The following is a 23681-nucleotide window of genomic DNA, read 5'->3' as shown; positions in this document are numbered from 1 at the left end:
AGACTGTTCCCGGTTGTTCCGAGTTATTTTTTCGCTTTGAACGCCGTATTGACTTCCTGGACGATCTTGTCTCCGCCGTTCTTCTTCCATTCGCTGATCGCATCGTTGATGCTGTCAACCGATTTCCTGCCGGCGATAATTTCCAGAACGGATTGAAGGAATTTGTCGTCCAGCGTTTTGCCTTGTTTCGTAAACGTGTCGGAGGCGCTCAGGTACCCGTCGGAGGCGTTCTTGTAAGGGTACTGCTTGGCGTTTTTAATGGACTTCTCCATTTCGCTGGCCCATTTCGGATCGCTCCACTTGTAGATATTGAATGTATTCGAATTGCCCCGCAGCATCCAGTTCCACAAGAGGCTTTGCCGTCCTTCGCCTTCGGCCTTTAACGTATCTGTCATTTCATACGAGCCATCGGATTTCTTCTGATAATGAATCCCTTCGATCCCGTTCTTAATGATGTCCTCTCCTTCCGGAGATACCCACCAGTTCAATATTTCCAGCATACGCTGACGCTTCTTCTCATCCATATCCTTGCTCAGGACGAGCTTCAGCATGCCGCTCGAAGGCGTCCTCGTCCCTCTAATGCCGTTCGCTCCCGCCGGAGGCGACAGTTCGACGAATTTGGCGTTCGGGGCAATCTTCTGGAGCTGCTGATTTGTTTGCTGACTGAACTGGTAGTGCATGTCGATGGCGAAGCCGACCTTGCCCTGCGCATATTTGTCATTAAAATTCGTATTCGTAATAAAATCTTTGTCGAGTACGCCCTCGTCATAAGCTTTCTTCATGAAGGTCAGGAACTGGGTCCACTCCTTGGCTTGCGTCTGCATAGGAACGAGCTCGCCGTTCTCGACCTTCCAGCCATTGGCGATGCCGAATGCGGCCATCAGCTGCGGATCGCCCAGCTGGAGCGAGTTCCCCAGCGCCGAGAACCCGAAGGTGTCCTGCTTTCCGTTTTTGTCCGGGTCTTGCGTAGTGAAGGCCTTGGCGATCTCATAAAACTTTTCAATGGTAAACTCTTTCGCATCAGGCAAAGATAAGCCCAAATTTTCCATCCAATCGCCGCGAACATAGACCGAGTTTTGGGCGGTTTCATAGATCGGAATGCCGTAAATTTTGCCTGACGGGTTCAAGAGGGCCCACTCCTCAGGCTGGGCGATGTTCTTCAAGACGGGATATTGGGACAAATACGGCTGCAAGTCCAGAAAGACCCCTTCATCCACCCACTTCTGAAACATGCCGGAATCGACCCGGATCGCATCCGGCATTTTGCCGGAAGCGGAGACGACGTTCAGCTTTTCGGCGAAATTGGCATTGGGAACCCATTGAATTTGTAGATCGACATTAAACTTTTTGTTGATGTACTGAATGACCGGATGATTGTTGTCCGGCCAGCCGCCCCCTGTCCAAGAGGCCGCCATCATCTCGATTTTGATTTTCTCCGACTTATCGTCCGTTTTGGCAGGGGTTGAATTTGCATTATTGCTCGACGCCTCATCCTTTTGCTGACATCCGGTTGCCATAACAAGCGCCAAGCTTAAGGCGCCCATCACGATTAACGCTTTCTTCATGCTTTGGAAGACCTCCCCAGTTCGATTCATGCCATGATTGGTTTGCAACTTGATTATAACCTCAGGGGCAGCCTCACTTTTTCAGGATTCTACGGACTTTTTATCCGATTTTACAGTCCTTGTTTTGTCTTTTTGGGGAATCGAAGCGCCACGACGCTCCCTTGTCCCTGAACCGAGCGTATGCTTACGCCGTACGGGGCTCCATAATTCAATACCATTCTGGCGTGAACATTGATGATTCCGACGGATTCTTCCGTGTTATCCGCGGTCGCCCGTCCGGACTGCTCCTCCACGGCCCGAAAGCTCTCATGGATCCGCTGCAGGGTCTCCTCGGAGAAGCCGTTCCCATTATCGGCAACTTCAATAACCAGATCGCCCTGGTCCTCATACGCATTGATTTGAATGACCGCATTGCCGCTTTTCGGCTCGACCGCATATTTCACGCTGTTCTCCACAATCGGTTGAATCGACAGCTTAATAATTTGACAATCCATATACGGTTCATCCACCAAGATTCGGCTCTGAAATTTGGGAGAAAACCGAATGTCGACAATTTCCAAATAATGCTGCAGATTTCGAAGCTCATCCCGAAGCGGCACCTCCGACCCGGGCATTTTGGACGTATAGCGGTATACGCTGGCCAGGTTGGTCGTCATCTTCTCGATCATGGGGACTTTCTCTATATAGGCAATGCTTTTTATAATCTCCAAGGTGTTGTAGAGCAAGTGCGGGTTGATTTGATTTTGAAGCGCCTGAATCAAAGCATCTCTTTGCCTTAACTGCATGTGGGCTTCCTTCATCTCCAGATCGTGAACGTTCAGGATCAGCTCTTTCAGCCTCTCCGTCATTCGATTAAAGCTCCTGTTCAACTGCTGGATTTCATCCTTCCCGGGAACGACCTCCGCGCTGACGGACAACTCTCCATTCTCCACCCGTTTCATTAATTGACTCAAGCGGCGGATGGGGCGAACGACCAGACCGACGATTCGGGGAGTGAACAACAAGGAGAGGACGATAATGCCCGTCATAATTAGTAACGTAGAATTCCGGGCCACGTTAAGCCCGTTTGCCATTTCATCCATCGGCACATAGGCCACGATATTCCAACCCGTCAGTTTCGAATGGTTGTTGGACACCAGAATCGTTTTCCCTTCCTGCTTCACCTCGTCATACTCCGCGGCTAGCCGGATTTCATGCAGAGCGGTATTCTCCAAAAGCTCCCCTACGAATTGAACGTCCGGGTGGTAAATAATTTTGCCCATGGAATCGACAATGAAAAAATACCCCGTCTTGCCCAAACGGGCTTGTCCGAGAATATTGGAGATTTCCGAGATGGACAGCGCGATATTGAGATTGCCGACCATTTTCACGGTATTCGGGTCAAAGACGGGAATGATCAACGTAACGAAAGGATAGGCGGTAGCCGTCGTACTGCTGCGATCATAATAGTAGGGGACGACCCGAAGTCGCTCGGACATCGGATTCGCGATCCACGGCGCCGAATGGTTTTGGGGAAGATTGCTGTCCTGGGAATAAGCAAGGCGATCGTCCAGAGAGCGGAGTACAATGCCCAAAATGTTGGAGTCGTTCAAGGCAATATATCGGGTCAAAATCCCTTTCACAAGCGATTCCTCGGTCAGGCTGAACCGCTCTCCGAATTTGAGCCAATTTTGCAAAAGACCGCTCTCCGGATTATTGCCGAGCAGCGGATTGGTGGGCAAAGGGCCGGCTATGGAGGCATAAGTCGATTGGGCGATTTGATTGAAGTACCGATCCAGCTGATGATTGATTCTCGCTGTCGAATCTTCGGCAATCAAGTAAAAGTCTTTCTTCGCCGATACGGTATAATAGTAAGAAGTAAAAACGGCCATCAATACGATCGAGATAAAACTTACAGACAGCACCAATGCGAGAATCTTCGTTTTAAAAGAAAAGCGGTAATGCCAATTATGCCACTTCATGTCCCCATCCTCTTCCTATACTCGAGAGGCGATAGGCCTACGGTCGATTTGAATACCCTTGAAAAATACGGCGTTGTGGAAAATCCGACGATCTCCGTAATCTCGGAAACGGAATACGAGGTGGAGAGAAGCAGCTTTTTGGCTTCATCGATTTTGACTCCGTTCACATAGTTGACCAATGAACTTCCCGTATGCTTTTTGAACAACGTGCTGAAATGGGAGACGCTGAAATTCGTTAAGGCGGCCATTTCCGTTAACGTGATCTCTTCCTTGAAGTTTTCCTTGATATATCGGCAGGACTGTTCGATCACTTTTGGCATGCTTGATGTTCCTGCTTTGTTTTGCGACAGATACCATTTTTCCAGCATCACGGTATAATAGCGAAGAATGCTGTCTTCCTGGTTGGCATCGTATGCGGGAACTTCCTTATAGCTGACGTCGCATTCTTCCAGCAGCATCTTCAGTTTATGTTCAAAAATATTGAGCAGGCTGATTCGCACGTTTTGATGGATATAGCTCATGCTCAGTACCGACTGAACGAGCTCGACCTGCTTTTGCAAAACATGCTTGGGCGGAAGCCCTTGCCGGTTGTCCAATAAGGTCTGAAATTTGACGATGTAGCGGTTCAAGTCCTTGAGCGTTTCGAGTTTTTCCTTCGACCGGTTCAAAGTTTCCGCGAGGAGCTCGAATTGCAAAGGCTTCAGCAAATATTCGGACACCCCGTAGGTCATCGCTTTTTGGGCGTACTGAAAGTTATCGTACCCGCTGACGATAATGGAGACGAGTGAGAGGCGATGTTCGTGAATTCTTTTGCAAAGCGATAATCCGTCCAGATCCGGCATCATAATATCGGTGATCAGAAGCATGGGCCATACTTCCTGAATCATGCTCCACGCTTCTTCCCCATTGCTGCAAGCTCCGACAACCTCGAATTCCTCTCCGGCTTCTTCCACCATTTTGACAATGCCTTTCAACACCCACGGCTCGTTCTCGGCCACTAACACGGTATACATCGAAGACCCTCCAGAAAAAGTTCTGCGTGATGGGAATTGATCTGATTATATGGACTCTATTTTACTTTAACTAGATTCAGGATGGCAGTTAAATAATTATGAATCAAGGGAAAAATGATGGGAGCCGGGAACTTTGACTTGGGGTACTCTGTCTGTTTAAGTGGGAGGGGAAAATCGTGGAGGAATACGAATACCTAAGAACTTTAACATCCGACGTGAATTCCTTTGCACTGGATCAATTGATGCAAGATTTTGGCCAGGATGTTTGGAACTTCGCCTATTTTCTGACGCGGGACCGCCATGCCTCGGATGATATCTCCCAAGAAGTCTTTCTGCGGGCATTCCGCAGTGTAAAGGACTTTCGCGGAGAATCGACGGTGAAAACATGGTTGCTCAAAATTACCCGTAATCTGTCCTTCAATCACCGGAATTCCGCGTTTCTGCGGCGGGTGACGCTGTTTGAGTGGGTCAGACGCAGCGATACGGCAACGTCCGCTGAGCACGAGTTTATGGATCGCGAGGCAGCCAATGAGATTTGGCGAATCATTTTGGATTTGCCGCTCCATTATCGCGAAGTTCTCTTGCTGGATCTCCAGCATGAAATGACGATTCAAGAGATGGCTGGGGTGCTCGGGGTATCGGAAGGAACCGTAAAATCCCGTCTGCATCGTGCACGAGCCAAGGTTTCTAAAAAGCTTCAGGAGGTTGGGGTCCATGAGTAAACCGGAATGGTATGATCAAGCCGGGAAGGAACCGTTTAAGCGAAATCACTTCCATCGCAACCTTGCAGCCGGGGTCAAACGCCGGATTGGAACGGAAAAGCAAGCGCCTGCCAGGACCAGATGGTATTGGGGCGGAGTCGCCGCTGCGGCGGTGGTTGCCGTTGTAGCCCTTTCAAGCTTCTTATCGAACATCGGACCGGGTCACTCTGTCGCGCCTAACCAAACCCCCGCGGTGCAAACGGAGAGTCCGACTCCGACAAGTACGCCAAGCCTGCTGTCCAACGTCCCGATCAGTAAGGACTGGGAGAAAGACGTGAAGGAAGAAAACGTCTTTTCGTCCACAGCTTCCAATAGCCGTTGGCTCCTTCTCACATCGGAACCGGCCCTGGGGCAAATGGGGAAAACACTCTATAAGTCCGAGAATAACGGAAAATCCTGGTTGTTTGTAAATGACGTCAGTCAAATTGTGGACGGGTACGTAACCGGCGTTGCTTTTCGCGATGACCGGAATGGGTGGATTAGTGCCACCTATCATGGTGTAACACCAGTACCTCTGATTCGAACCAAAGACGGAGGCAAGAGCTGGAGCAAGCAAGAGATCGCCATTCCTTCGGGATACCACTACGGCAATGTGTATCCACCGGTGTTCAAGGAAACGGATGTGAAGCTAGGGACGCTTAAGATCGAATTTGTGAGCGATACCGATAAGAAAACCGTCGAGTTCCAAACGACCGACGGCGGAGAAACATGGAACTCGCCTGCGTCCGCCGATGCAGACTCCATCGTGTATACGAATGCCCAATACGGTTTTCAGTTTGCTTTGCCCGATCGTTGGAAAGGCTATTCGATTATCAATAATAAATGGGACGGTCTTGCCATGGATGGGGACCGCGGTGAAAAAGTTGTGGAAACCGGTCCTTTGATTACAATTCGGGATCCTCGCTGGACAGCCCAAACGCCAAGGCAGGATATCCCCATTATGGTCTTTACCCTTAGTCAATGGAACGCTCTTCAACAGGGAGAATTCCATATTGGAGCAGCACCTGTCGCTCCAAGCGAATTGGGGCGCAACAATACGTATGTTTTTGCCCTTCCCGCGCGTTACAACTTTGCCTTCCCGCCCGGATACGAAGAAGTGGATCAGATTATGGAAAGCAAACCGCTTAAAGCTACAGCATCCAAATAATTTTGCAAATCCCCGGCAACCGTCTGCGGCTGCCGGGGATGTTTGTGCTGGAAAAATAGGCTATTCCTTCAACGACCCGAGCATGGCGCCTTTGACGAAATACTTCTGCAGGAACGGGTAGACGATCAGAATCGGAAGCGTGCCGAACAAAATAATGCCGGCCTTCAGCATCTCGGGGGTAGCGGGTCGCGACAAATCGACGGTGCCGAGCTGCGTGAACGAACCCAAATTGTCCTCGATGACGAGATTGCGCAGCACGACCTGGATCGGGAGCAGCGACTTCGAATGAATGTAAATTAAGGCGCTGAAGTAGGAGTTCCACTGGCCGACGGCATGGAACAGCGCGATGGTGGCGATGACGGGGGTGGACAGGGGGATGGCGATCCGGGTGTAGATGCCGGCCTCGCCGCAGCCGTCGATTTTCGCCGCGTCGAACATTTCGCTGGAAATCCCTTGGAAGAAGGTCTTCATGATGATGACGTTGAACGCCGTAAGCGCGCCCGGAATCATAAGCGCCCACAACGTATTCTCCATCTGGAGCGAGCGGACGACGAGGTAGCTGGGGATGAGCGGCACGGAGAAGACAAACGTCACGATGATGCCGCGCAGGATCAGGCGCCGGAAGGGCATGCGGGCCCGGGACAGCGAGTAGGCGATGGTGGAGGTGATGACCAGCGCAATCAGCGTGCCGAACACGGTGATATAGACACTGACGCCAAGCGCCCTCCACAACGAATCGGTCTCGAAGATCGTCTTGTACACCTGCACATTCCATTCCTTCGGCCAAAAATACACCTGCTTCGCGCCGACATACTTCGGCGAGCTGAGCGAAACCGCGAGGAGATGCACGAGCGGAGCGAGCATGGACAGGCTGATGACGATAAGGAGCGTGCCGTTGAACAGTCCGAAGACGCGGTCCGATTTGTAGCTGGGCATAACGGTATCCCTCCCGCCTCGTTAATAGATGCTTTCGCCGGTGGTCCGCTTGCTCAGGAAATTCAGGCCCAGGATCAGGATCAGTCCGATCACCGACTTGAAGATGCCGATGGCGGTCGTATAGCTGAATTGCGCGCCCAGCAGACCGACGCGGTACACATAGGTGTCGATCACTTCTCCGACGCTGCGCACGAGCGGATTGATGAAGATGAGCACCTGCTCCACATTCGTATCGAGGACGCTGCCGACCCGCAGCAGGAACAGCACGACAATGGCCGGCATCAGCGAGGGGAGGGTAATGGACCACATTTGGCGCCAGCGGCCGGCTCCGTCCACCATGGCGGCTTCGTACAAATTAGGGTTGATGCCCGCCAGCGCAGCCAAATAGATGATCATGCCCCAGCCGGCTTCCTTCCAGATCCCGATCGTCACGAGCACGCCGCGAAAATGCTCCGGATCGGTGAGCAGCTCCGTTTCGCCGAAGCCGAGGCTCTTGAGCAGCGTGTTCAAAAATCCACCGACCGTCAGCAGATTGATGAAGATCCCGCCGACGATGACCCACGACAGGAAATGCGGCAGGTAGAGAAGCGTCTGCACCGGGCGCTTCAGCCACATGCGCCGTACTTCGTTCAGCAAGAGCGCCAGCGCGAGCGGTGCGGGGAAGCCGAAGAGGATCGAATACAAGCTCAGCATGAGCGTGTTGCGCAAAATTTGAAAAAACTCGGCAAACTGAAACATGTTCTTGAAATGTAATAAACCGGCCCAGGGGCTGTTCCAGATGCCCAGGAACATGTTGTAGTTCTTGAAGGCGATGACGTTGCCGCCGATCGGAATGTATTTGAAGATGACAAAATGCAGCAAGCCCGGCAAGGCGAGTAGAAACAACACAAGCGCGTCCCGCTTCCCCGCACTTCGAAACATGGCGGACTCTCCTCTCTCGGGCGCCGGAAGGCCTGCTTTCCCGGAAAGCAGGCCGATGGGCGACCCCCCTTATTTCTTGGCGTGGAATTTGTTGTACCAGTCCGTCGCCTCCTGGATCGCTTGATCGCCGCCGCGCCTCTTCCATTCCTTCACGAATTCGTCGAAGGAGGCATCCAAGTCGGCTTTGCCGGTGATCACCTTGGCGAACATGTCGAGGAACAGCGTTCCGCTGCCGAATCCGAGCTCAGGCCGCGTTTTCAAGGACTCCAGAACCGGCATGTGAAGCCCGTCGTTTTTGTAGATGGACTGGTTCGCCGCCTGGAGCCCCTTTTTCAAAATCTCCGCGTTCGGGTCGATATCGAGGACAAGCGGCTCCAGACGCCCGTCCTTCATAGGGTTTTGGGTGGTGCGGTAGAACTCCCAAGAATCGTTGTCCGTATTCGCCTTGCTGGCGGCGTCGTATTTGACCTTGCCGTTTTCGACGGTGTAATTGACGCCCTCGATTCCGTAAGAGAAATATTTCTCCGCAGCCGGATTGGACCAAGCCCAATCCAAATATTTGATTACATTCTCCGGATGCTTGTTCGTGGAAGGGATGACCCAGACGTGTCCGATCTGATCGCTGACCGGCGACAGGCCTTTGCCCTTCGGTCCTTCCGGCCCGGGCAGCATCGAGATCTTCACGTTTTTCTCGTTGACGAACAAGCTGGGCTGCCAATCGGCCGCATAGTTGGGCACGTCGTGCATCCAGGAGCCGCCTTTGCCCTGCTTGATTCCGGCGCGCCAATCGCTGCTCTTGTTCGTGAACAAATTCGGATTGATATAGCCTTTCTCATATAGCATTTTCCAGAAACGCAAAGCGTCTTTGATCTCCGGCTGAATCATGCCGGACTGCAGCTTGCCGTCCCTCCAGATCCACTCTCTCGGGTGCACGCCGAACTCCTTGAAGAACAAGTCCGAGTAGTCGAGGTTCTCCCGGACGTAGAACCCGTATTCATCATTCGGATCCCCGTCGCCGTTCATATCTTGTACCTTGACCGCTTCAAAAAACTTCAGGTAGTCATCCAGGGTTTTAGGCTGCGGCATGTTCAATTTGTCCAGCCAATCCTGACGGATATAGATCACTTTGTAGGCGGGAGCGGCAGTCAAATACGGAATGCCATAGATTTTTCCATCCTTTGACACTCTGGGGCTGTCCCACTGCTCTTGGGCGATTTTTTTCTTGAGATTCGGGCCGTATTTGTCGAGAAGGTCGTTCAGAGGCGTGAATACGCCCTGCTCGAGCGCGCCGGGATGGATGCTGGAGAGGATGCTGTCGGTGCGCACCATGTCTGCCAAGTCTTTGGACGCGAAGCGGACGGTCAGCTGCTGGATATAGTCGGTGTTGTGGCCGAGGAACTCATACTTGAGGTTGAAGCCGGACAGCTTGGACAGCTCTTTGGTATAGATGTCGTCGTCCTTGTACTGCATGGCGTATTTCGCCAACGTGTGGGAGAGCAGGATATGAATGTCCTTCGGGGCCTCTGCACCCCCCTCCTCGGATTTTCCATTGCTGCTGCACGCGGAAACTACGGTAACGGCAAGCATCGACAGCACGATCAGACCGGCCACTCTCTTCTTATTCCGAACGTGTTTCATGACGGTCCCCTTTCCGGCTCCATATGGATTTTGGGCGGTGCATCCTCAATATAGAGGGGGGAGCGGCTGACAAGCAATTATCACTTGCTGCGAAAGGCGAAGCGGCTCTTGATAAGCCATTTGCGCGCTGCTGATAAGTCATTCGGAGAGCGTCCGGCTGCGGTATTTGCCCGGTGATGTTCCGAAGAACTGCTTGTACGCCCGGGTGAAATTCGTAACGTTCGTGTAGCTGAGCTGGTCGGCGATGTCCTTGATCGGCATGCTGGTGTGGGTCAGCCATTCCTTGGCCCTGTGCATCCGGTGTTCGAGCAAATAGTCGCTGAACGTTTTGCCTGTCTGTTCTTTGAACATCCGGCTGAGATGGGAAGGGGAAATCCGGAACTCCTCGGCCACCAGCTGAAGGGAGATATTGGCCTCCGCCTGCTCCCCGAGATAATGCAGCACCTGCTGCACGAGCCTCTCCTGCCGAGTTACGGCGGCCGCGTCCAAGCGGCGCTTGACCGCAGGGAAGACGGTACCGGCCAGCCAGTCCCGTACCTCCTGAATCGTCGTCTGGGCATACAGCTCCTTGTACGCATCCGCCTCCAGCACATCGTCGAGCTTGCACTCCAACCGGTGCAGCATGTAGTCCAATTCCCCCAGCAGGTAAGCGATAGCGCCGGTCGCGGCTTCGGCGCTCCGGATGTTCTCGGGCAATCCGTCGATCAGCTCGGACAGCTGCGCCTCGGCCTCCTCCAAATTGCCGTGAATGACATGCGTTACGATCGACTTCTGCAGTTCGCTGTAATTGGGACTCCGGAGGCGGCCCTCCCCCTCTTCCGCGCCGTCCAGGATGGTGGAGTCGGGGCCAAGCGTGAGGCGCCGGCGAAGCAGGTTTTGCGCTTCCTGGTAGCCTTCGTGTATGCTCGTATATCCGTGTCGGAACGAGCTGGCTGCGACGCTGACGGTGAATTGATAATACTCGCTCACCCGAAGCCGGATGTCGTCCAGCCGGCGCGGCAAGCGATTCGCCTCGCCCCCGCCGCCGGGCTCCACGCCGATCAGAACCGCGATCGAGCCCGGCTGGGAGACAGTGGTGAGGCAGGAGAACTCGTCGCCGCACAATTCTTCGATCATCTTGCGCATGGCATAATGGATAAGGGTCCGGTCGCGTTCCTTGTATTTGTGGATGAAGCGCTTGTGCTGATCGACGGCAACTATGGCGACACAAAATAAAGTGCCCTTGATCGGCAGCCGGAAACGGGCGATTTTGTCCGCGATTTGGGCTTCGGACATCTCGCCCAGCAGGAGCTGTTGGAGCAGGCTCATCTGCAGGTAAGGCGATTGATCATGAAGCTCCTGCTTCAGTTCGCGGTTCGTACTGACCATCGTCTCGATAAAGGAGTCGAGCGCCTTCAGCCCGTCGCCGGTCGGTTGGGCGCTGCCTGGGGCAACGCTTGCGAGTGACTTTTGCAGGATGCGGGCGATCGGGAAGTAGAGCCGATGGGAGCCGAACAACGCAACGAGCACCCACAAGGCGGCGATACCGGCGACAATGGTCCAGGTAATGGCGCGAATCGAGTCCGACCGCTGGGTCAGCGCTTTGCTCGGCGTCACGATGATGTAGCTCCAGTCGGCGAATTGCGAGCTTTGGGAGGAAACCGTATAGTCCGTACCGTCCAGGTTATAGTGACGCGGAAGCGCTTCCGATAAAACGGAATCGGCCGGCGCTCCAGCCGGGTACAGGTTCAGCCGGGTGCCGATATCGCGGGTATCTCTGCTCACGATGACGGAGCCGCTTGAATCAACAATAAAGATCTTGCTCTCCGTGCTCTCCGAGAGCGCGGTGAGAAACTTGACCAGCTCGTGAACGCTCACGTGCAGGACGAGGATGCCTTCCGTATAAGAGGTTGCGAGGGGAACCGGGCGGAACAGCAGCAGGTCCTCGCGGTTGCGGTCCGGGTCGGGCAGGACCATGAATGCCGAGTTGTACAGCGGCTTGCTCTGCGCGACGAGCTCGCGGGCTTGCGCCCCACTCAGCTTGTTCGCTTCCGTGGCGGTCGTATAGACGTAGCTGTTTTGCGGATACACGAGCGAGACGTTGAATTTGAATGTAGACAGGCTCATCTCGCGGCGGATCGCTTCCGACACCTCGAGCGTCTGATTCAGATTGTCGATACTCGGCCCGAGCAGGACGGATTTTTCCAGAGACAGGTTGGTGGCGAGGCGGATGGACGTAATGTGAAGCGATTTGATCAGATTGTTCATCTGGAACTGCATCTGGTTGAGGGCGGAGGCATGGTGGGCGTTGACTTCGGCCTGCATGGTACGGGCGGTGATATAGGAGGAGGAGAAGCCCACGATCAGGACGGGGCCTATGCTCAGCAGGAGCGAGAACAGCATGAGCTTGCGCTTGAAGGGGATGTTGTGGATGAAAGAGTGAAACGCCTTCATGATACAGCCCCCCAGTTTGGGTTCAGCGGAAGTTTATGGTATGCTGCACAACACTTTATATTAAATCATAATGCTAGATTTCAGGATTTATGCGGATCTCTTTCCGCGCCTTGTAACCGAATACGCTATTCCTTTTCGTAAACCGCCCTTCCTCGAACATAAGTCGCCAAAAGCGTGACATCTTCGCGAACGATGAGAAAATCGGCGTCCATCCCCGCCTCCAACCTCCCCTTGCGGTTCGGAAACCCGGACTGACGCGCCGGCGCCTCCGTAAAGGCGGGCAGCACCTGCTCCAGGGTATAGCCGGTGAAAGCAACGGTGTTTCGCAACGCCTGAAGCATCGTTAACGAGCTGCCCGCCAGGCTGGAGCCGTCCTTAAGCCATACTTGGCCGTCACGCATAAGCGAATGGCCGTAATCGCCGTCGGGAAGGCCGGCACAGGCCACCGCATCCGTGATCATGCAGATACGATCGGCGCCCTTGATGTCGAACAGCAGCTTGACGACGGCCGGATGAACGTGTACGCCGTCCGCGATCAGCTCGGTCGTCAGGTCCGAAAACATCAGTCCCGCGCCGACGACGCCGGGCTCCCGATGATGGAACGGGCTCATCCCGTTGAAGTGATGCGTCGTATGGCTCGCCCCTCTGTGAATCGCCTCCGCCACCTGACCGTATGTCGCATCCGAATGCCCGATTGATACGGTTATGCCTGCACGGGACAGCAGCTCGACCGCTTCCATCCCCAATTCCATCTCAGGAGCAAGCGTGACAAGGCGGATTCGGTCTCCCGAAGCCTCGATATATCGACGAAGCTCGTCGAGGTTCACGGCCCGAATATGGGACGGATCCTGAGCCCCGCCGCGAATCGGATTCAGGAAGGGCCCTTCCAGATGGAACCCGAGCAGCTCTGCACCGTCCAGCCCCTTCACTTCCTCATCGTGTGCCAGTTGCAACGCGCTCAGGATTTCCCGCCCGGAGGCCGAATCCGTGGTCCCGAGGAAAGAGGTCGTGCCGTGTGCCGCATGAAACCGGCTCATCCCGTTCAACCCCTCGTAAGATCCGTCCATCAACTGGCACCCTCCTCCCCCGTGAACATGGACGTCGATCAACCCGGGGATGACGAGATTTCCCGCCAGATCGAGAACGGGCGTGTCCGCTGAGTATAACTCCGCACCGCCGACCGCTTCAATTCTCCCTTCCCCGTCGACTAACAGACTTCGATTATCCATAAAATGACCGTTCAAAAACACCTTGCCATTCCTATACAATCGACGACCCTGTACATTACCGATCATCGCGTCCACACTCCTTGTCCTGTTTTTTAGCTTCCGGAGGGTTGAAGAACGAAGGGCCGTTCCTTCAGCAGCTCTCGCTGCTCGGAACGGCCCTTGCTTACGCCGCTTGCTTACTTCTTGATTTCTTTCGAGGCGGCTTGATAAATCTCCGTTGAGGCTTGGTTATACTTATCGAGTCCTTTCTCCTTGAGCGTCTTCTCGAGTCCTTGCCAGATACCGTCGAGCTTGGACGCGTCCTTCTCGAGAATAAACTTCGGCAGTGTTTTGCCGTACTCGGCAATGGCTTCCGTATTAAACTTCTTCATTTCGTCCGTCCCCTTGCCGGCCGTACTTCCATAATCTCTTTCAATCGACTTGACGAGCAGATCGGCTTGCGTTTTTGCCCCGTATTTCGACAGCGTCTCTACCACGACAGGGCTCGTGGTTTTCGAAATCCAGCTTTCCGAGAATTGCCACATTGCAAAATCGCCGTCCGAAAGCGTAAAACCGGCTCCATAGTTGGTCGACATCTGACGGGCATAACCTAACCCCACATCCTCCCAGAATGTATCCGGGTGGGTTTTATATTGATCGACCAGCCAATCCGTCACAACCCGTTTCCCGTTCTCGACTTTATAATACTTTCCTTCGAATCCCCAGCCGACAAGAATTTGGTTTTCCAGCTTGAACATATCGTCGTAGAACTGGATGATGCGGACCGGGTCCTTGGCGTTCTTCGTAATCGACAGCCACATTTCGCCGCCGCGGTTCGCTTCTCCCGTCGGTTTCACTTCATATTTGGTTTTCCCTGGCGCCACGATGTCGAACCAGACGTAGGAGCGGTCGGCCATGTTATTTTTCTCCAGCGTGCTGTTACAGTCCCCTCCGCCACCGAATATGGCGAGCACGCGGCCTTGGTTGCATTTTGTAGCAAACTGTTCGGGTGTCTGCACCAGCGATTCGGGGTCGAAGAGCCCTTCCCCATTGACTTTGTTTAAGAATTTAAAGAAATCGGTATACCCTGGCTCGAAGAAGCGCAATCTGGCGTTCCACTGATCGTCGACGAATACTGACGCCGTACTCGCGAAGCCGCCATACGATCGAGCCGCCGTATCGAAAATATTGAACAACTGATTCGCGGATCCGTAGTTGGAGAAGCCGATTGTCTTGCCTCCTCCGATCTCCGGATATTTCTTCATATAGTTCGCGACGACGTTGCGGACATCGTCGAGCGTCTTGATCGCCGGATATCCGGCGTCCTTCAGGACGGCCGATTGGATGCCGATCCATCCCTTCTTAGTTAGATCGTTCACCTTCTTGGTCGGGGGCTGCAGCAGACCGTATATTTTCCCGTCATTTTTATCTTTAAGCAAGGTCAAGTCGTTGTTATACGCTTTCATAATATTGGGAGCGTGTTGCTTGATGAGATCGGTAAGATCGATAACGGCCTTCGCTTGGATATACGACTGCAGCGTATTGTCGTGAATGTTCACGACCTCTGGAAAATCGCCTGCCGCGAGCCAAACGTTCATCTTCGTCCGGAAGTCGCCGGTGATGATGTCCCACTTAATGGTGGCACCCGTGCGTTTGGTAATTTCCTTGGCCACGTCGCTCGTCCAGTTCATGATCGGATTGTCCGTATTCATCGTGAACGTGAACGGCGTCTTAGCCGGGGTAGCCGGCCCCGGTGACGCAGTTCCCGTCGCGGCTGGGGTCGGGCTCTGTGTGGACCCCTCGCCCGTATTGCTTTTGGAGCATGCGGTGACCAGCAGGCTTCCGGTTACCAATACGGCGGTTAACAGGTTAAGCTTGTTCCTTTTCCACATTCTTTGCGACCTCCGATTTTTGATCGATTTATTTCATATCGTCCCCAACATGACTCGCTTACCGGAGACGGCAATGAAATCAGTCCTTCATAGCCCCAAGCGTCAAGCCTTTGACGAAATATTTTTGCAGGAACGGATAGACGAGCAGGATCGGTAGGGTAACGAGAATGGTTAACGTCGCTTTGATGGTGAGTGGTGAAATGATTCGAATCCCCCCGCTTTCTCCAGATTCCGAAGATCTGGTTTCGATGGTCTGAATCATTTTTTGCAGCTCGTATTGAAGGACGGCGAGCTTCTCATTGCGGCTGTTGTATAGGTAGTTGTCGAACCACGTGTTCCATTCGCCGACGGCGACATAGAGTGCAACCGTTGCCACGACCGGAAGACTGATCCACAGAATGATCTGCGTATAGATCCGAAAATCGTTCGCTCCGTCGATATAAGCCGACTCGACGAGTCCATCGGGCAGCTGCTCGAAGAACGTTCTCATTACGAAGACGTAGAAAGCGCTCACGATGCCGGGAACGATATAAACGGCAAACGTGTTCATCAGCCCCAAATTTTTGATCAGCAAATAGGTGGGAATGAGCCCCCCGCTGACGTACATGGTGACGATGAGGAGGAAGCTGAACAGCTTGCGGAATATAAATGTTCGCCGGCTGAGCACGTATGCGAGCATCCCGCAGCAGAAGACGGACAATAAGGTTTGGATCACCGTTCGCAGCACAGAATTAAGGGTCGCCCTAGCAAGCCTCTCGTTCTGAAATACATAAGCGTAATTCTCGAGTGTAAACTTCCGGGGCAGCAAATACAGGCCGCCCTTCAAGGCATCCGAGGTCTCGTTCAGCGAAATGATGAGCAAATATACGAAGGGGTATACGGTCGAAATGGCGGCCAACGTCAACAGCGTGTAGAAAACGGCATCGACGATTCGCTCACCCATAGTCCGTTGATCAAGCATGGTCGGATTCTCTCCAATCGTTAAAAAAGGTTGGTTTTATACCTTCTGGCAATCGCATTCACGATAAGGACGAGCGTCACGCTGACGACGGAATTGAAGATGCCGACAGCCGTTCCGAACGAGAAGTCCCCTTCATTCAGCCCCAGCCTCAGTGCCAGAATCGAGATGACCTCCGAATATTCGGCATTGATCACGTTGCCTAGCAGAAACTGCGATTCGAAGCCGCCGGTCATCAAGTAGCCGATGTCCAGGATAGTCAGAAGCACCAACGTAGGAATAATCGACGGGATTACGATATACTTCACGCGCTGCCAGCGGCTCGCTCCGTCAACCTGCGCCGCATCGTAAAGGCTCGGATCGATGCCGGAGATCGACGCCAAGTAGATGATCGCGCCCCAGCCGAACCCTTTCCACGTCATGATCAGCGTGTGCAAAATCCAGAACCATTTGGCTTGGCCGAAGTAAAAGATCCCTTCGTCAATCCAGCCCCACTGGATCATAAGCTCATTGACCAATCCCCCGTCCGGGGAGAGCAGCATGACGAAGATATTCGCTACGACCACCATGGAAACGAAGTGCGGCAAGTAGGTCATCGTCTGAACGATGCGGACGAACCATTTGCTTCTTAGCTCGCTCAGTACGATGGCGAGTGCGACGGCGCACACAGTTCCCGTTACCAGCTGCATCGAATTCATGACGATGTTGTTGCGCAAATCCTGGAGGAAATCGCTGTGCCCGAGCAGCGTTTGGAAATGCTTCAGCCCGACCCACTTCGCCTCCAGCAGGTTTTGTCCGATATGATAATCCTTGAACGCCATGAGCCAGCCCCACAACGGCACGAACTGGAACAAAGCCAGATGCAGCATGATCGGAACGGACATCCATAAGAGTACATGCTGTTTTTTGATCTGCTTCCAAAACCGGGAAAACCGCAACGTTCTCCTGTTGTTGATTGGAATCGTTTTCAAGTCCGAAACGGCTTTCGTATTCATTCCCATTCCTCCATCCTGTTTGACCTCATTTTATCACCCGGCACGAACCGCTTTGTATCTATTAAAATTGATGTTTACTAGGTGATTATTAATCTTCCGGGATACTCGGGCTTGGAAAAAGGAAAAGCACCTGACGCGAAAAGGTCAGGTGCCGTGCGGGTTTAAAGGTTGTTCCCGAGCCCGGACGCTTCATCCAGCACCGGGTGAAGCAGCTCAATGACGGTCCCGCTCCCCGTACGGCCCGCAATCCGAAGCCCGTAACGTTCTCCGAAGTAAATGACCAGCCGTTCGTGAACGTTGCGAAGACCGACTCCCTTCCTTTGATTCGGGGCGACCGTCTCCGAAGACAGCAGCGAGTCGCGGACTTCCTCCGGTATGCCCGGACCGTTATCCATGATCTCAAACCGCAATAAAGCGGCTTCCCTGCTGCCTGTAATGACGATTTTTACCGCTTCGCCTTCGCCCGCATGCCGCGTACCGTGCTTGATCGCATTTTCCACCAGCGGCTGGAACAGCAGCCGCAGGCAGGGCAGGCGCATGATGTCGTCGTCGATCATATAGACGATCCGGATCGAAGTTTGCTGACGCGCCGTTTGAATGCTGACATAAGCCTTGACATGCTCGATCTCCCTCTCTACTGTCGACAGCTCGCGGCCGTCGTTCAAGCTGAGCCGAAGCAAATTGCCGAGCGACCTGACCATCTCGCTGATGTCGTCGGCCTTGCGGCTTTCCGCCTTCCAACGAATCGCCTCCAGCGTGTTGTACAGAAAATGCGGATTGATTTGATGCGTGAGCACTTGAAACTCCAGCTCTTTCTTGTTCTTGGCCTCCTTCTCCGCCATCTCCACGAGCTGATCGATTCTCCGGACCATGTTGTCGAAGCCGCGGTATAGCCAGCCGATTTCGTCCGCACGTTGGACCTGGGGCCAGCCGGACGAAAAATCGCCCCGCTCCACCTTGCGCATGGCCAGAACGAGCTTCTGAATCGGATTGGTGAACCGCGAGGTCAAGTAAGCGATCGTAAAGACGGATAACGCAAAATAAAAAAAGAGAAACAGCAGGCTGATACGCTCAATGCCGGACACCGGCTTCGTCAGGACGGAGACCGGAAGCAGGCTGACGACCTTCCAATCGTTGTGGGCGAGCGGCGCTGTAGTCACGATATACTTCGTCCCGCCGATATCAATGGGATGTGACGTCTCGGGGGACTGATGCAAATAGTCGCGGAGCTCGAGCGAGTCGATGCGAGTACCGATCAGCGACTGATCCTGGTGATATACGATCATATCGTTCTCGTCCAGCAGCATGATCTGCTGCTGATCCAGCGTCTTGACCGGAGCCAGGTAGTAGCTAAGGGTGCTCGCTTTAATATCGGCGGCGACGTAGCCAAGCGGCTGTGACTTGTCCAGCCCGTACAGCTGCTTGATCTTCGACAGAATCGGCTCCTTGTAGAAAGCTTTATTATCATTCGGGAGGAACAGCTGCCAGAAGGGCGACTTCATATCCTTCGCATGGCGAAACCAATCCTCCTTCTCGACGTCGACACCCTGGTAGATCGAATGGGTGAATGACGGATAGCGGGACGGCTCGATCGGAAAAATCCGGATGGAGTACGCTTGTGAGTTGCTGCTGAGCATGCTGGTATATTGAATGAGCTGTGCCGCGATTTCCATCTCCTCGAGCGTGTCGGCCGGTTCGATACTCAGCAGGTTTTGCATCTCGGATGAATACATGATTTCGTTCTGCGCGGTGTCTACGAGTTCCAAATAGTTGTCGAGATTTTTGGCGTTCTTGCCCATCATCTCCTCTGACACGACGGAGCTCACGTCCTGAATGGCTTTGACGGATTTCGAATAGGCGAAATAGCCGATAAACAAGAAAGGAAGGACGATCACGAGGAAGAACAGCAGAATCACTTGATGTCGGATCGAGAATCGCCCTAGCGCGGCCATCAGAAATCTATTCATGCTGATTCCCCTTGCTGTTGCGGTATTCCTGAGGCGTGCAGCCATATTTTCGCTTGAACAGCTTGGAGAAATGGACCGGATCCTGGTACCCGATCATGTAGCTGATCTGATACACCTTATGGTTCAGATCGCCGAGCAGCTCCGCCGCTTTGGTCAACCGGATGTCGGTCATATACTCCAGGAAGTTCATCTCGGTTTCCTTCTTGAACAGCTTGCTGAGCCATACCGGCGTCACATGCACTTGTTCTGCAACCGTTTGCAATGTCAGGTTTTCTTGATAGCGCTGTAGAATGATCCGCTGCGCTTCGTGCACGATCTGACTTCTCGAGCCGAATTGCTCTCGCATGCTCTCGGCTGCCTGAAGAAGCAGGAGCGTTACCTCCTGCTTGAGCGACTCCAGGGTGTCGAAGCGCTCGAGCCGCTCCCATAGGACGATCGGATTTTTCTCCCAGGCTGTCTCCTTCCAGCCCGATTTCTGCGCGGTCCGGAAGATGTCGAGCAGCCATTCGAACGTTCGCTGCTGAAGATCCTTCGGATGATGGACGTTCCATGATTTGACGAGCTTGGAGAAGCTCTCCGCTACTTCCCGGATTTCGTGCTCCGTCTCGAATTTCATCATCTCCACCAGCTCTTTGGAGCTCGCATGATGAAGCTCGAGTCGGCCGTCCGGATCGCTCTCCTCTTCAATGTCTCCGCTGCTTCCGTGAACCTTCGAATAAACAAGCGATGCTTGCGCTTTGCGATGCATATCGAATACGTTCGCCAGCGTACCGCAGCTATCCGATTCACTCCGGTATACACGGATCTTCATCTCCGCCCTTATTCGTTCGGCAGCCGCATCCGACACGGTTTCAAGCGGCTCGGCTTCCCCCTTGTCTTCAAGCAAGACTACCCAATCGTCATCTTTGGAACGGAACAGCACGTACCGGTCATGCAGCGACTCTTCGAACGTCTGCAGCAATATTCGGCCGACGGAATCAAGCAGTTGATCCTTATCGTTCGCGGACGGCTCATCTGTTAACGCTTTCATGCTATCGACCCCGAACAGAAGGAGCCGAAGCTTCGCGCCAAGCAGCCATTCGAGATCCAGCTGCTGCAGCTTATGCTCGATCCGCAGCCCCTGATCTTCGCGGGTCGGGCGGCTGATCAATTCGCGCAGCGCTGCCTCCCTCATCTTGAGAATCGCCAGCTCGTACCCTTCCCGCAGGAAGCTTCGGTTTTGCTCCAGTGCCGTTCGTTCGCGTATGCGTTGCAAGCATATCGCAACCGCCTTGCCCAATTCGTCCTTGCTGATCGGCTTGAGCAAATAATCGGATACCCCCAGCTTGAACGCTTCCTTGGCATAATGAAAATCATCGAAGCCGCTTATGACGATAAAGTCGCCTTCGTAGGAGCGGCGCACGAGATTCTCAATCAGCTGCAGCCCGCTCATGCGAGGCATGCGAATATCCGTGATGATCAGATCCGGGCGTAACCGGAGCGCAAGCTCGAGTGCCGTATCGCCGTCATCGGAGTCGAGCACCTCGTCCACGCCCCACTCCGCCCAAGGAATTTGGGTTACGAGACCTTTCCGAATTTCTTGCTCGTCGTCCACGACCAGTACACGTGCCATTGCGCTCTCTCCCCGCCTGTAAGTTTGCCTACTTCTAATATTGCTTAAACGATCCATAAGGCCGCTATGGGATACATTTATCTATTTCCGGTTATTTTTATCCGTATGTGTACTGTTCGGCGCTTCGAGCGAGCTCTCCTCTCGCGAAAAGTGAGAAAACGGTAAAAAAGCACCGCACGAGAGGCCGAACCCGAAACGGTTTATCGGGACGACCGATCGCATGGTGCAACAATTGGAACTTCGCCTATTTATACGAAAAGCGGCTGGACGTTTGCGGTGATCTCCAGAACTCCCACGATTTCTTCATCCGAATTGCGAATAGGATAGTAGACCGTTTCCCCGCAGCCCCGGTCCCTGCGTGTCGGCAAGCCCGAGAAGGCGCGCAATATTTCCGGCCATAACGGCTGAATATCGCACCCTTCCGACGGCAAAGCCCGGCCGGCTACCATCACTTCGCCGTGCGACGGATTTTCGGGACGTCGGATCCATAGCGCCGCATAAGGACGCCGTTCCGGATCGATTCGCTCCGTCAACAACAGAACCCGCTTCAGGGCATTGAAGTGATCCTCCATGAAGTCCACCTCGTCGCTGACCGCGAACTGACTCGTTGAGCCCGCCACAATTAAGGGATATTCGCGCCGTTCGGGAGGCATCACCTGTTCGAACATGTCTCCCGGAACGAACAGCGCTCCGATCCGAGCGATTTCCATTAACGGATCACACAATCGTTTCATGTTGCGTTCCTCCTCCCTTATCCTACTATGGCCCATAATGCGCGCTGTAGATCCGCGAACGTTTCCGGCGGTTGTCCCTTGTACAGCGTCGCTATCGGTGCTTCGCTGAACACTCCGCCCAGCCATTCGTAAGGCGGCTTCTGAAGGAAATCCGGCTTGCCCGGCCACCAGGAGCCCGGCTCGATGCCGAGGACGCTGGCGATCAACTCGCCCATTCGGTGCCTTCCGCCCTCCGGCTGCTTACGGATCCACTGCTCCATGCAATCGACCACCTGCATCGTGCTGCGCAGTGTTTTGAGCCGGATCGACGGAATGGGACCAAGAATGCCGAACAGCCGGTCACCCGGATAGAACATCGTCGTGCCTCCATCCGATTCGGGGGTATGGTGCCAATCATCGCCCCAGAGCGTATTCTCCCAGTATACGATCCCGTCCACCCCTCTCATTACCGCCGCAAGAGGAGCAATTACGGTGCCGAACAGCGTCTGGCTTATTGGCTGAGCGCTTCCATAAGTCCATACGTCGTTGCCGGCTGCACGGAGCACCTCCAAGCTCTCCGGGAACCACGAGAAAATTTGCTCGTTGACAACCCACAGACGGATCAGATCGGCATACTTCTCATAATGCAATCCGTAGCTCCAGCTCGAGTCGGTGCGGAAGATGAACTGGGCGCCGCTCTCCTTCTCTAACGCATCCTTGGAGAGGTCGTAGAAAATATCGTTAATCTTCTCGTCCCAAATGAAGCGCGTTTCGTCTCCGTCGTAGGGGAACAGCTTATACCGCTTCTTATGGTTGAGGAAAAGCTCAAATTTCGTTTGCAGCCAGCTTTTTTCCGTAAAATGCCGATGAAATTCCTCCATGATAGCCTTAAACTCCGTCCGGTAGCCTTTGGTCCCGAACTTCACATAATCCGCCGGCCAATGAAAATTGAACGGAAGATACATATACGGAATCGGAATGGCGCCGCGTTTCGTGTCTGCGAACGCAGAGCCGTCCAGATACGGGCCGAAATGCTCGTCGAAGCGCGACCAGTCCTTCACGCGCATCTCCTTGCCGCGACCCTCCAGCTCGGGGATGAAGACGTCGGGAATGTTCCCCGAATGCTCATAAGGCAAATAATGAAAAAGGCACCGGTGCTCGTGGGCCATCCGGAAAAACTGCTTCTCGACCTGAAAATAGGTGCCGTCCTCGTAGCGATATCGATTGCTTCGCAAGTAATCGATTCTTCTGGACAGATTGTCCGCGTAGCTGTTCAGATCGGCAATCACGAGCGATTCGTTCGGCACGGCGGTTTCCAGCGCCTTAAGCCGGAATTCATGCGTATCGGTCGCGTCGCCAATTCTCACGCGAACCGCGCCGCGATAGTCACCGGCCCGAATATTCGCAGGAACGAACAGATCGACCCAGACGGCCGCATAGGCCTGTTCCGGAATGGCGTTCCGCTTCGTCACCGCTGCGAGCGAGAGCGCCTCCGAATCTCCCTCAGCCAACGGTACGAGCGCATCCGGATAGTACCGGTCTTTCACGCAGTGAAACCACTCCGCATAGAAATCGAATTCCCGGGCGGCAATTTCGTCCTGCTCCCCCGTGACGGCATCGGCCTCGATAAGGATCTTGGGCACGGTACCGCCGCCCAGCCGTACGATCAGCTGGAAGCATACATAGGCGTTCCGCGGAGAAATCAGGTTCGCCGGCTGTTCCGCCAGCTCCTCCAGCGTACGGACACGCGCCTGCTCCTCCAACACTTGGCCGGATTGCGGACAAATCCGGATCAAATCGTGAATCAAGTAACTGTTCTTCATGGCCCGTCCCCTTGTCGCTTAGATTTTAACTGACGAGTTCAACGCCCGAACGTCGATGTCTCCCGGCCTGACTGGTGTTCCTTTCCGGTTGAAGCGGGAAACGTCCTGCCTTGCGGCGAACTCCACCGCCGGATCGAA

At 53.8% G+C, this 23681-nt stretch carries 17 protein-coding genes; 2 read left to right on the top strand and 15 right to left on the bottom strand.

Features of this window, described 5'->3' with window-relative positions; translation table 11 throughout:
• Nucleotides 1-23 precede the first annotated feature (23 nt).
• From ACI5FR_RS20255 to ACI5FR_RS20245, 3 genes are all read right to left on the bottom strand, one after another.
• Nucleotides 24-1565, bottom strand: a complete 1542-nt coding sequence (locus ACI5FR_RS20255; protein ID WP_405457629.1) for a type 2 periplasmic-binding domain-containing protein — start codon at nucleotides 1563-1565, stop codon at nucleotides 24-26.
• Nucleotides 1566-1675: 110 nt separating this feature from the next.
• Nucleotides 1676-3526 carry a sensor histidine kinase gene (locus tag ACI5FR_RS20250; RefSeq protein ID WP_405457627.1) on the bottom strand — a complete coding sequence of 617 codons (1851 nt, stop codon included), beginning with the start codon at nucleotides 3524-3526 and terminating at the stop codon, nucleotides 1676-1678.
• Nucleotides 3523-4539: a response regulator transcription factor gene (locus ACI5FR_RS20245; RefSeq protein WP_405457625.1), complete on the bottom strand. Its 1017-nt coding sequence runs from the start codon at nucleotides 4537-4539 to the stop codon at nucleotides 3523-3525. The genes ACI5FR_RS20250 and ACI5FR_RS20245 overlap by 4 nt, the downstream gene beginning before the upstream one ends.
• A gap of 176 nt (nucleotides 4540-4715) precedes the next feature.
• Here ACI5FR_RS20245 and ACI5FR_RS20240 point away from each other — a divergent pair, with 176 nt between their 5' ends.
• Nucleotides 4716-5261: an RNA polymerase sigma factor gene (locus ACI5FR_RS20240; protein WP_405457622.1), complete on the top strand. Its 546-nt coding sequence runs from the start codon at nucleotides 4716-4718 to the stop codon at nucleotides 5259-5261.
• Nucleotides 5254-6447 (top strand): WD40/YVTN/BNR-like repeat-containing protein, encoded by a 1194-nt coding sequence (locus ACI5FR_RS20235; RefSeq protein ID WP_405457620.1) that lies wholly within the window; start codon nucleotides 5254-5256, stop codon nucleotides 6445-6447. The genes ACI5FR_RS20240 and ACI5FR_RS20235 overlap by 8 nt, the downstream gene beginning before the upstream one ends.
• Before the next feature lie 60 nt (nucleotides 6448-6507).
• On the opposite strand, the gene ACI5FR_RS20230 is transcribed toward ACI5FR_RS20235, so the two are convergent.
• The 12 genes from ACI5FR_RS20230 to ACI5FR_RS20175 form a co-directional block, all read right to left on the bottom strand.
• Entirely contained in the window at nucleotides 6508-7383 is an 876-nt protein-coding gene (locus tag ACI5FR_RS20230) for a carbohydrate ABC transporter permease (protein WP_405457618.1), read from the bottom strand.
• 21 nt (nucleotides 7384-7404) lie between these two features.
• Entirely contained in the window at nucleotides 7405-8304 is a 900-nt protein-coding gene (locus ACI5FR_RS20225) for an ABC transporter permease (RefSeq protein ID WP_405457617.1), read from the bottom strand.
• Nucleotides 8305-8373: 69 nt separating this feature from the next.
• A complete protein-coding gene (locus ACI5FR_RS20220) occupies nucleotides 8374-9942 on the bottom strand; it encodes an extracellular solute-binding protein (protein ID WP_405457615.1) in 1569 nt (522 codons plus the stop codon).
• A gap of 138 nt (nucleotides 9943-10080) precedes the next feature.
• The gene (locus tag ACI5FR_RS20215) at nucleotides 10081-12375 is read right to left on the bottom strand and encodes a helix-turn-helix domain-containing protein (RefSeq protein ID WP_405457614.1); all 2295 of its coding nucleotides are present in this window, start codon (nucleotides 12373-12375) and stop codon (nucleotides 10081-10083) included.
• Nucleotides 12376-12500: 125 nt separating this feature from the next.
• Nucleotides 12501-13670, bottom strand: coding sequence for an N-acetylglucosamine-6-phosphate deacetylase (gene nagA, locus ACI5FR_RS20210; RefSeq protein ID WP_405457612.1), 1170 nt, complete (start codon nucleotides 13668-13670; stop codon nucleotides 12501-12503).
• A gap of 110 nt (nucleotides 13671-13780) precedes the next feature.
• Nucleotides 13781-15475: a hypothetical protein gene (locus tag ACI5FR_RS20205; protein ID WP_405457610.1), complete on the bottom strand. Its 1695-nt coding sequence runs from the start codon at nucleotides 15473-15475 to the stop codon at nucleotides 13781-13783.
• A gap of 79 nt (nucleotides 15476-15554) precedes the next feature.
• Nucleotides 15555-16436: a carbohydrate ABC transporter permease gene (locus tag ACI5FR_RS20200; RefSeq protein ID WP_405457608.1), complete on the bottom strand. Its 882-nt coding sequence runs from the start codon at nucleotides 16434-16436 to the stop codon at nucleotides 15555-15557.
• Nucleotides 16437-16456: 20 nt separating this feature from the next.
• Nucleotides 16457-17428 (bottom strand): ABC transporter permease, encoded by a 972-nt coding sequence (locus tag ACI5FR_RS20195; protein WP_405457606.1) that lies wholly within the window; start codon nucleotides 17426-17428, stop codon nucleotides 16457-16459.
• Nucleotides 17429-17589: 161 nt separating this feature from the next.
• A complete protein-coding gene (locus ACI5FR_RS20190) occupies nucleotides 17590-19395 on the bottom strand; it encodes a sensor histidine kinase (protein ID WP_405457604.1) in 1806 nt (601 codons plus the stop codon).
• Complete coding sequence (locus ACI5FR_RS20185; protein ID WP_405457603.1) at nucleotides 19388-21007, bottom strand: response regulator; 1620 nt, start codon at nucleotides 21005-21007, stop codon at nucleotides 19388-19390. The genes ACI5FR_RS20190 and ACI5FR_RS20185 overlap by 8 nt, the downstream gene beginning before the upstream one ends.
• A gap of 248 nt (nucleotides 21008-21255) precedes the next feature.
• Complete coding sequence (locus ACI5FR_RS20180; protein WP_405457600.1) at nucleotides 21256-21741, bottom strand: hypothetical protein; 486 nt, start codon at nucleotides 21739-21741, stop codon at nucleotides 21256-21258.
• Nucleotides 21742-21758: 17 nt separating this feature from the next.
• Complete coding sequence (locus ACI5FR_RS20175; protein WP_405457598.1) at nucleotides 21759-23543, bottom strand: hypothetical protein; 1785 nt, start codon at nucleotides 23541-23543, stop codon at nucleotides 21759-21761.
• Between the last annotated feature and the right edge of the window lie 138 nt (nucleotides 23544-23681).

The organism is Paenibacillus sp. HJGM_3 (genome assembly GCF_045062745.1).
Lineage (GTDB): Bacteria > Bacillota > Bacilli > Paenibacillales > NBRC-103111 > Paenibacillus_AA.
Note: the sequence above shows the minus strand (reverse complement) of the source record. Positions and strands in the feature narration are given on the sequence as shown.

Excerpts from the sequence above, each read along its gene's own strand:
- ACI5FR_RS20185 (WP_405457603.1), bottom strand. The coding sequence starts at position 21,007 with ATGGCACGTGTACTGGTCGTGGACGACGAGCAAGAAATTCGGAAAGGT.
- ACI5FR_RS20225 (WP_405457617.1), bottom strand. The coding sequence starts at position 8,304 with ATGTTTCGAAGTGCGGGGAAGCGGGACGCGCTTGTGTTGTTTCTACTC.
- ACI5FR_RS20175 (WP_405457598.1), bottom strand. The coding sequence starts at position 23,543 with ATGAAGAACAGTTACTTGATTCACGATTTGATCCGGATTTGTCCGCAA.
- ACI5FR_RS20190 (WP_405457604.1), bottom strand. The coding sequence starts at position 19,395 with ATGAATAGATTTCTGATGGCCGCGCTAGGGCGATTCTCGATCCGACAT.
- ACI5FR_RS20195 (WP_405457606.1), bottom strand. The coding sequence starts at position 17,428 with ATGAATACGAAAGCCGTTTCGGACTTGAAAACGATTCCAATCAACAAC.
- ACI5FR_RS20245 (WP_405457625.1), bottom strand. The coding sequence starts at position 4,539 with ATGTATACCGTGTTAGTGGCCGAGAACGAGCCGTGGGTGTTGAAAGGC.
- ACI5FR_RS20180 (WP_405457600.1), bottom strand. The coding sequence starts at position 21,741 with ATGAAACGATTGTGTGATCCGTTAATGGAAATCGCTCGGATCGGAGCG.
- nagA (WP_405457612.1), bottom strand. The coding sequence starts at position 13,670 with ATGATCGGTAATGTACAGGGTCGTCGATTGTATAGGAATGGCAAGGTG.
- ACI5FR_RS20230 (WP_405457618.1), bottom strand. The coding sequence starts at position 7,383 with ATGCCCAGCTACAAATCGGACCGCGTCTTCGGACTGTTCAACGGCACG.
- ACI5FR_RS20255 (WP_405457629.1), bottom strand. The coding sequence starts at position 1,565 with ATGAAGAAAGCGTTAATCGTGATGGGCGCCTTAAGCTTGGCGCTTGTT.
- ACI5FR_RS20215 (WP_405457614.1), bottom strand. The coding sequence starts at position 12,375 with ATGAAGGCGTTTCACTCTTTCATCCACAACATCCCCTTCAAGCGCAAG.
- ACI5FR_RS20205 (WP_405457610.1), bottom strand. The coding sequence starts at position 15,475 with ATGTGGAAAAGGAACAAGCTTAACCTGTTAACCGCCGTATTGGTAACC.
- ACI5FR_RS20250 (WP_405457627.1), bottom strand. The coding sequence starts at position 3,526 with ATGAAGTGGCATAATTGGCATTACCGCTTTTCTTTTAAAACGAAGATT.
- ACI5FR_RS20220 (WP_405457615.1), bottom strand. The coding sequence starts at position 9,942 with ATGAAACACGTTCGGAATAAGAAGAGAGTGGCCGGTCTGATCGTGCTG.
- ACI5FR_RS20235 (WP_405457620.1), top strand. The coding sequence starts at position 5,254 with ATGAGTAAACCGGAATGGTATGATCAAGCCGGGAAGGAACCGTTTAAG.
- ACI5FR_RS20200 (WP_405457608.1), bottom strand. The coding sequence starts at position 16,436 with ATGCTTGATCAACGGACTATGGGTGAGCGAATCGTCGATGCCGTTTTC.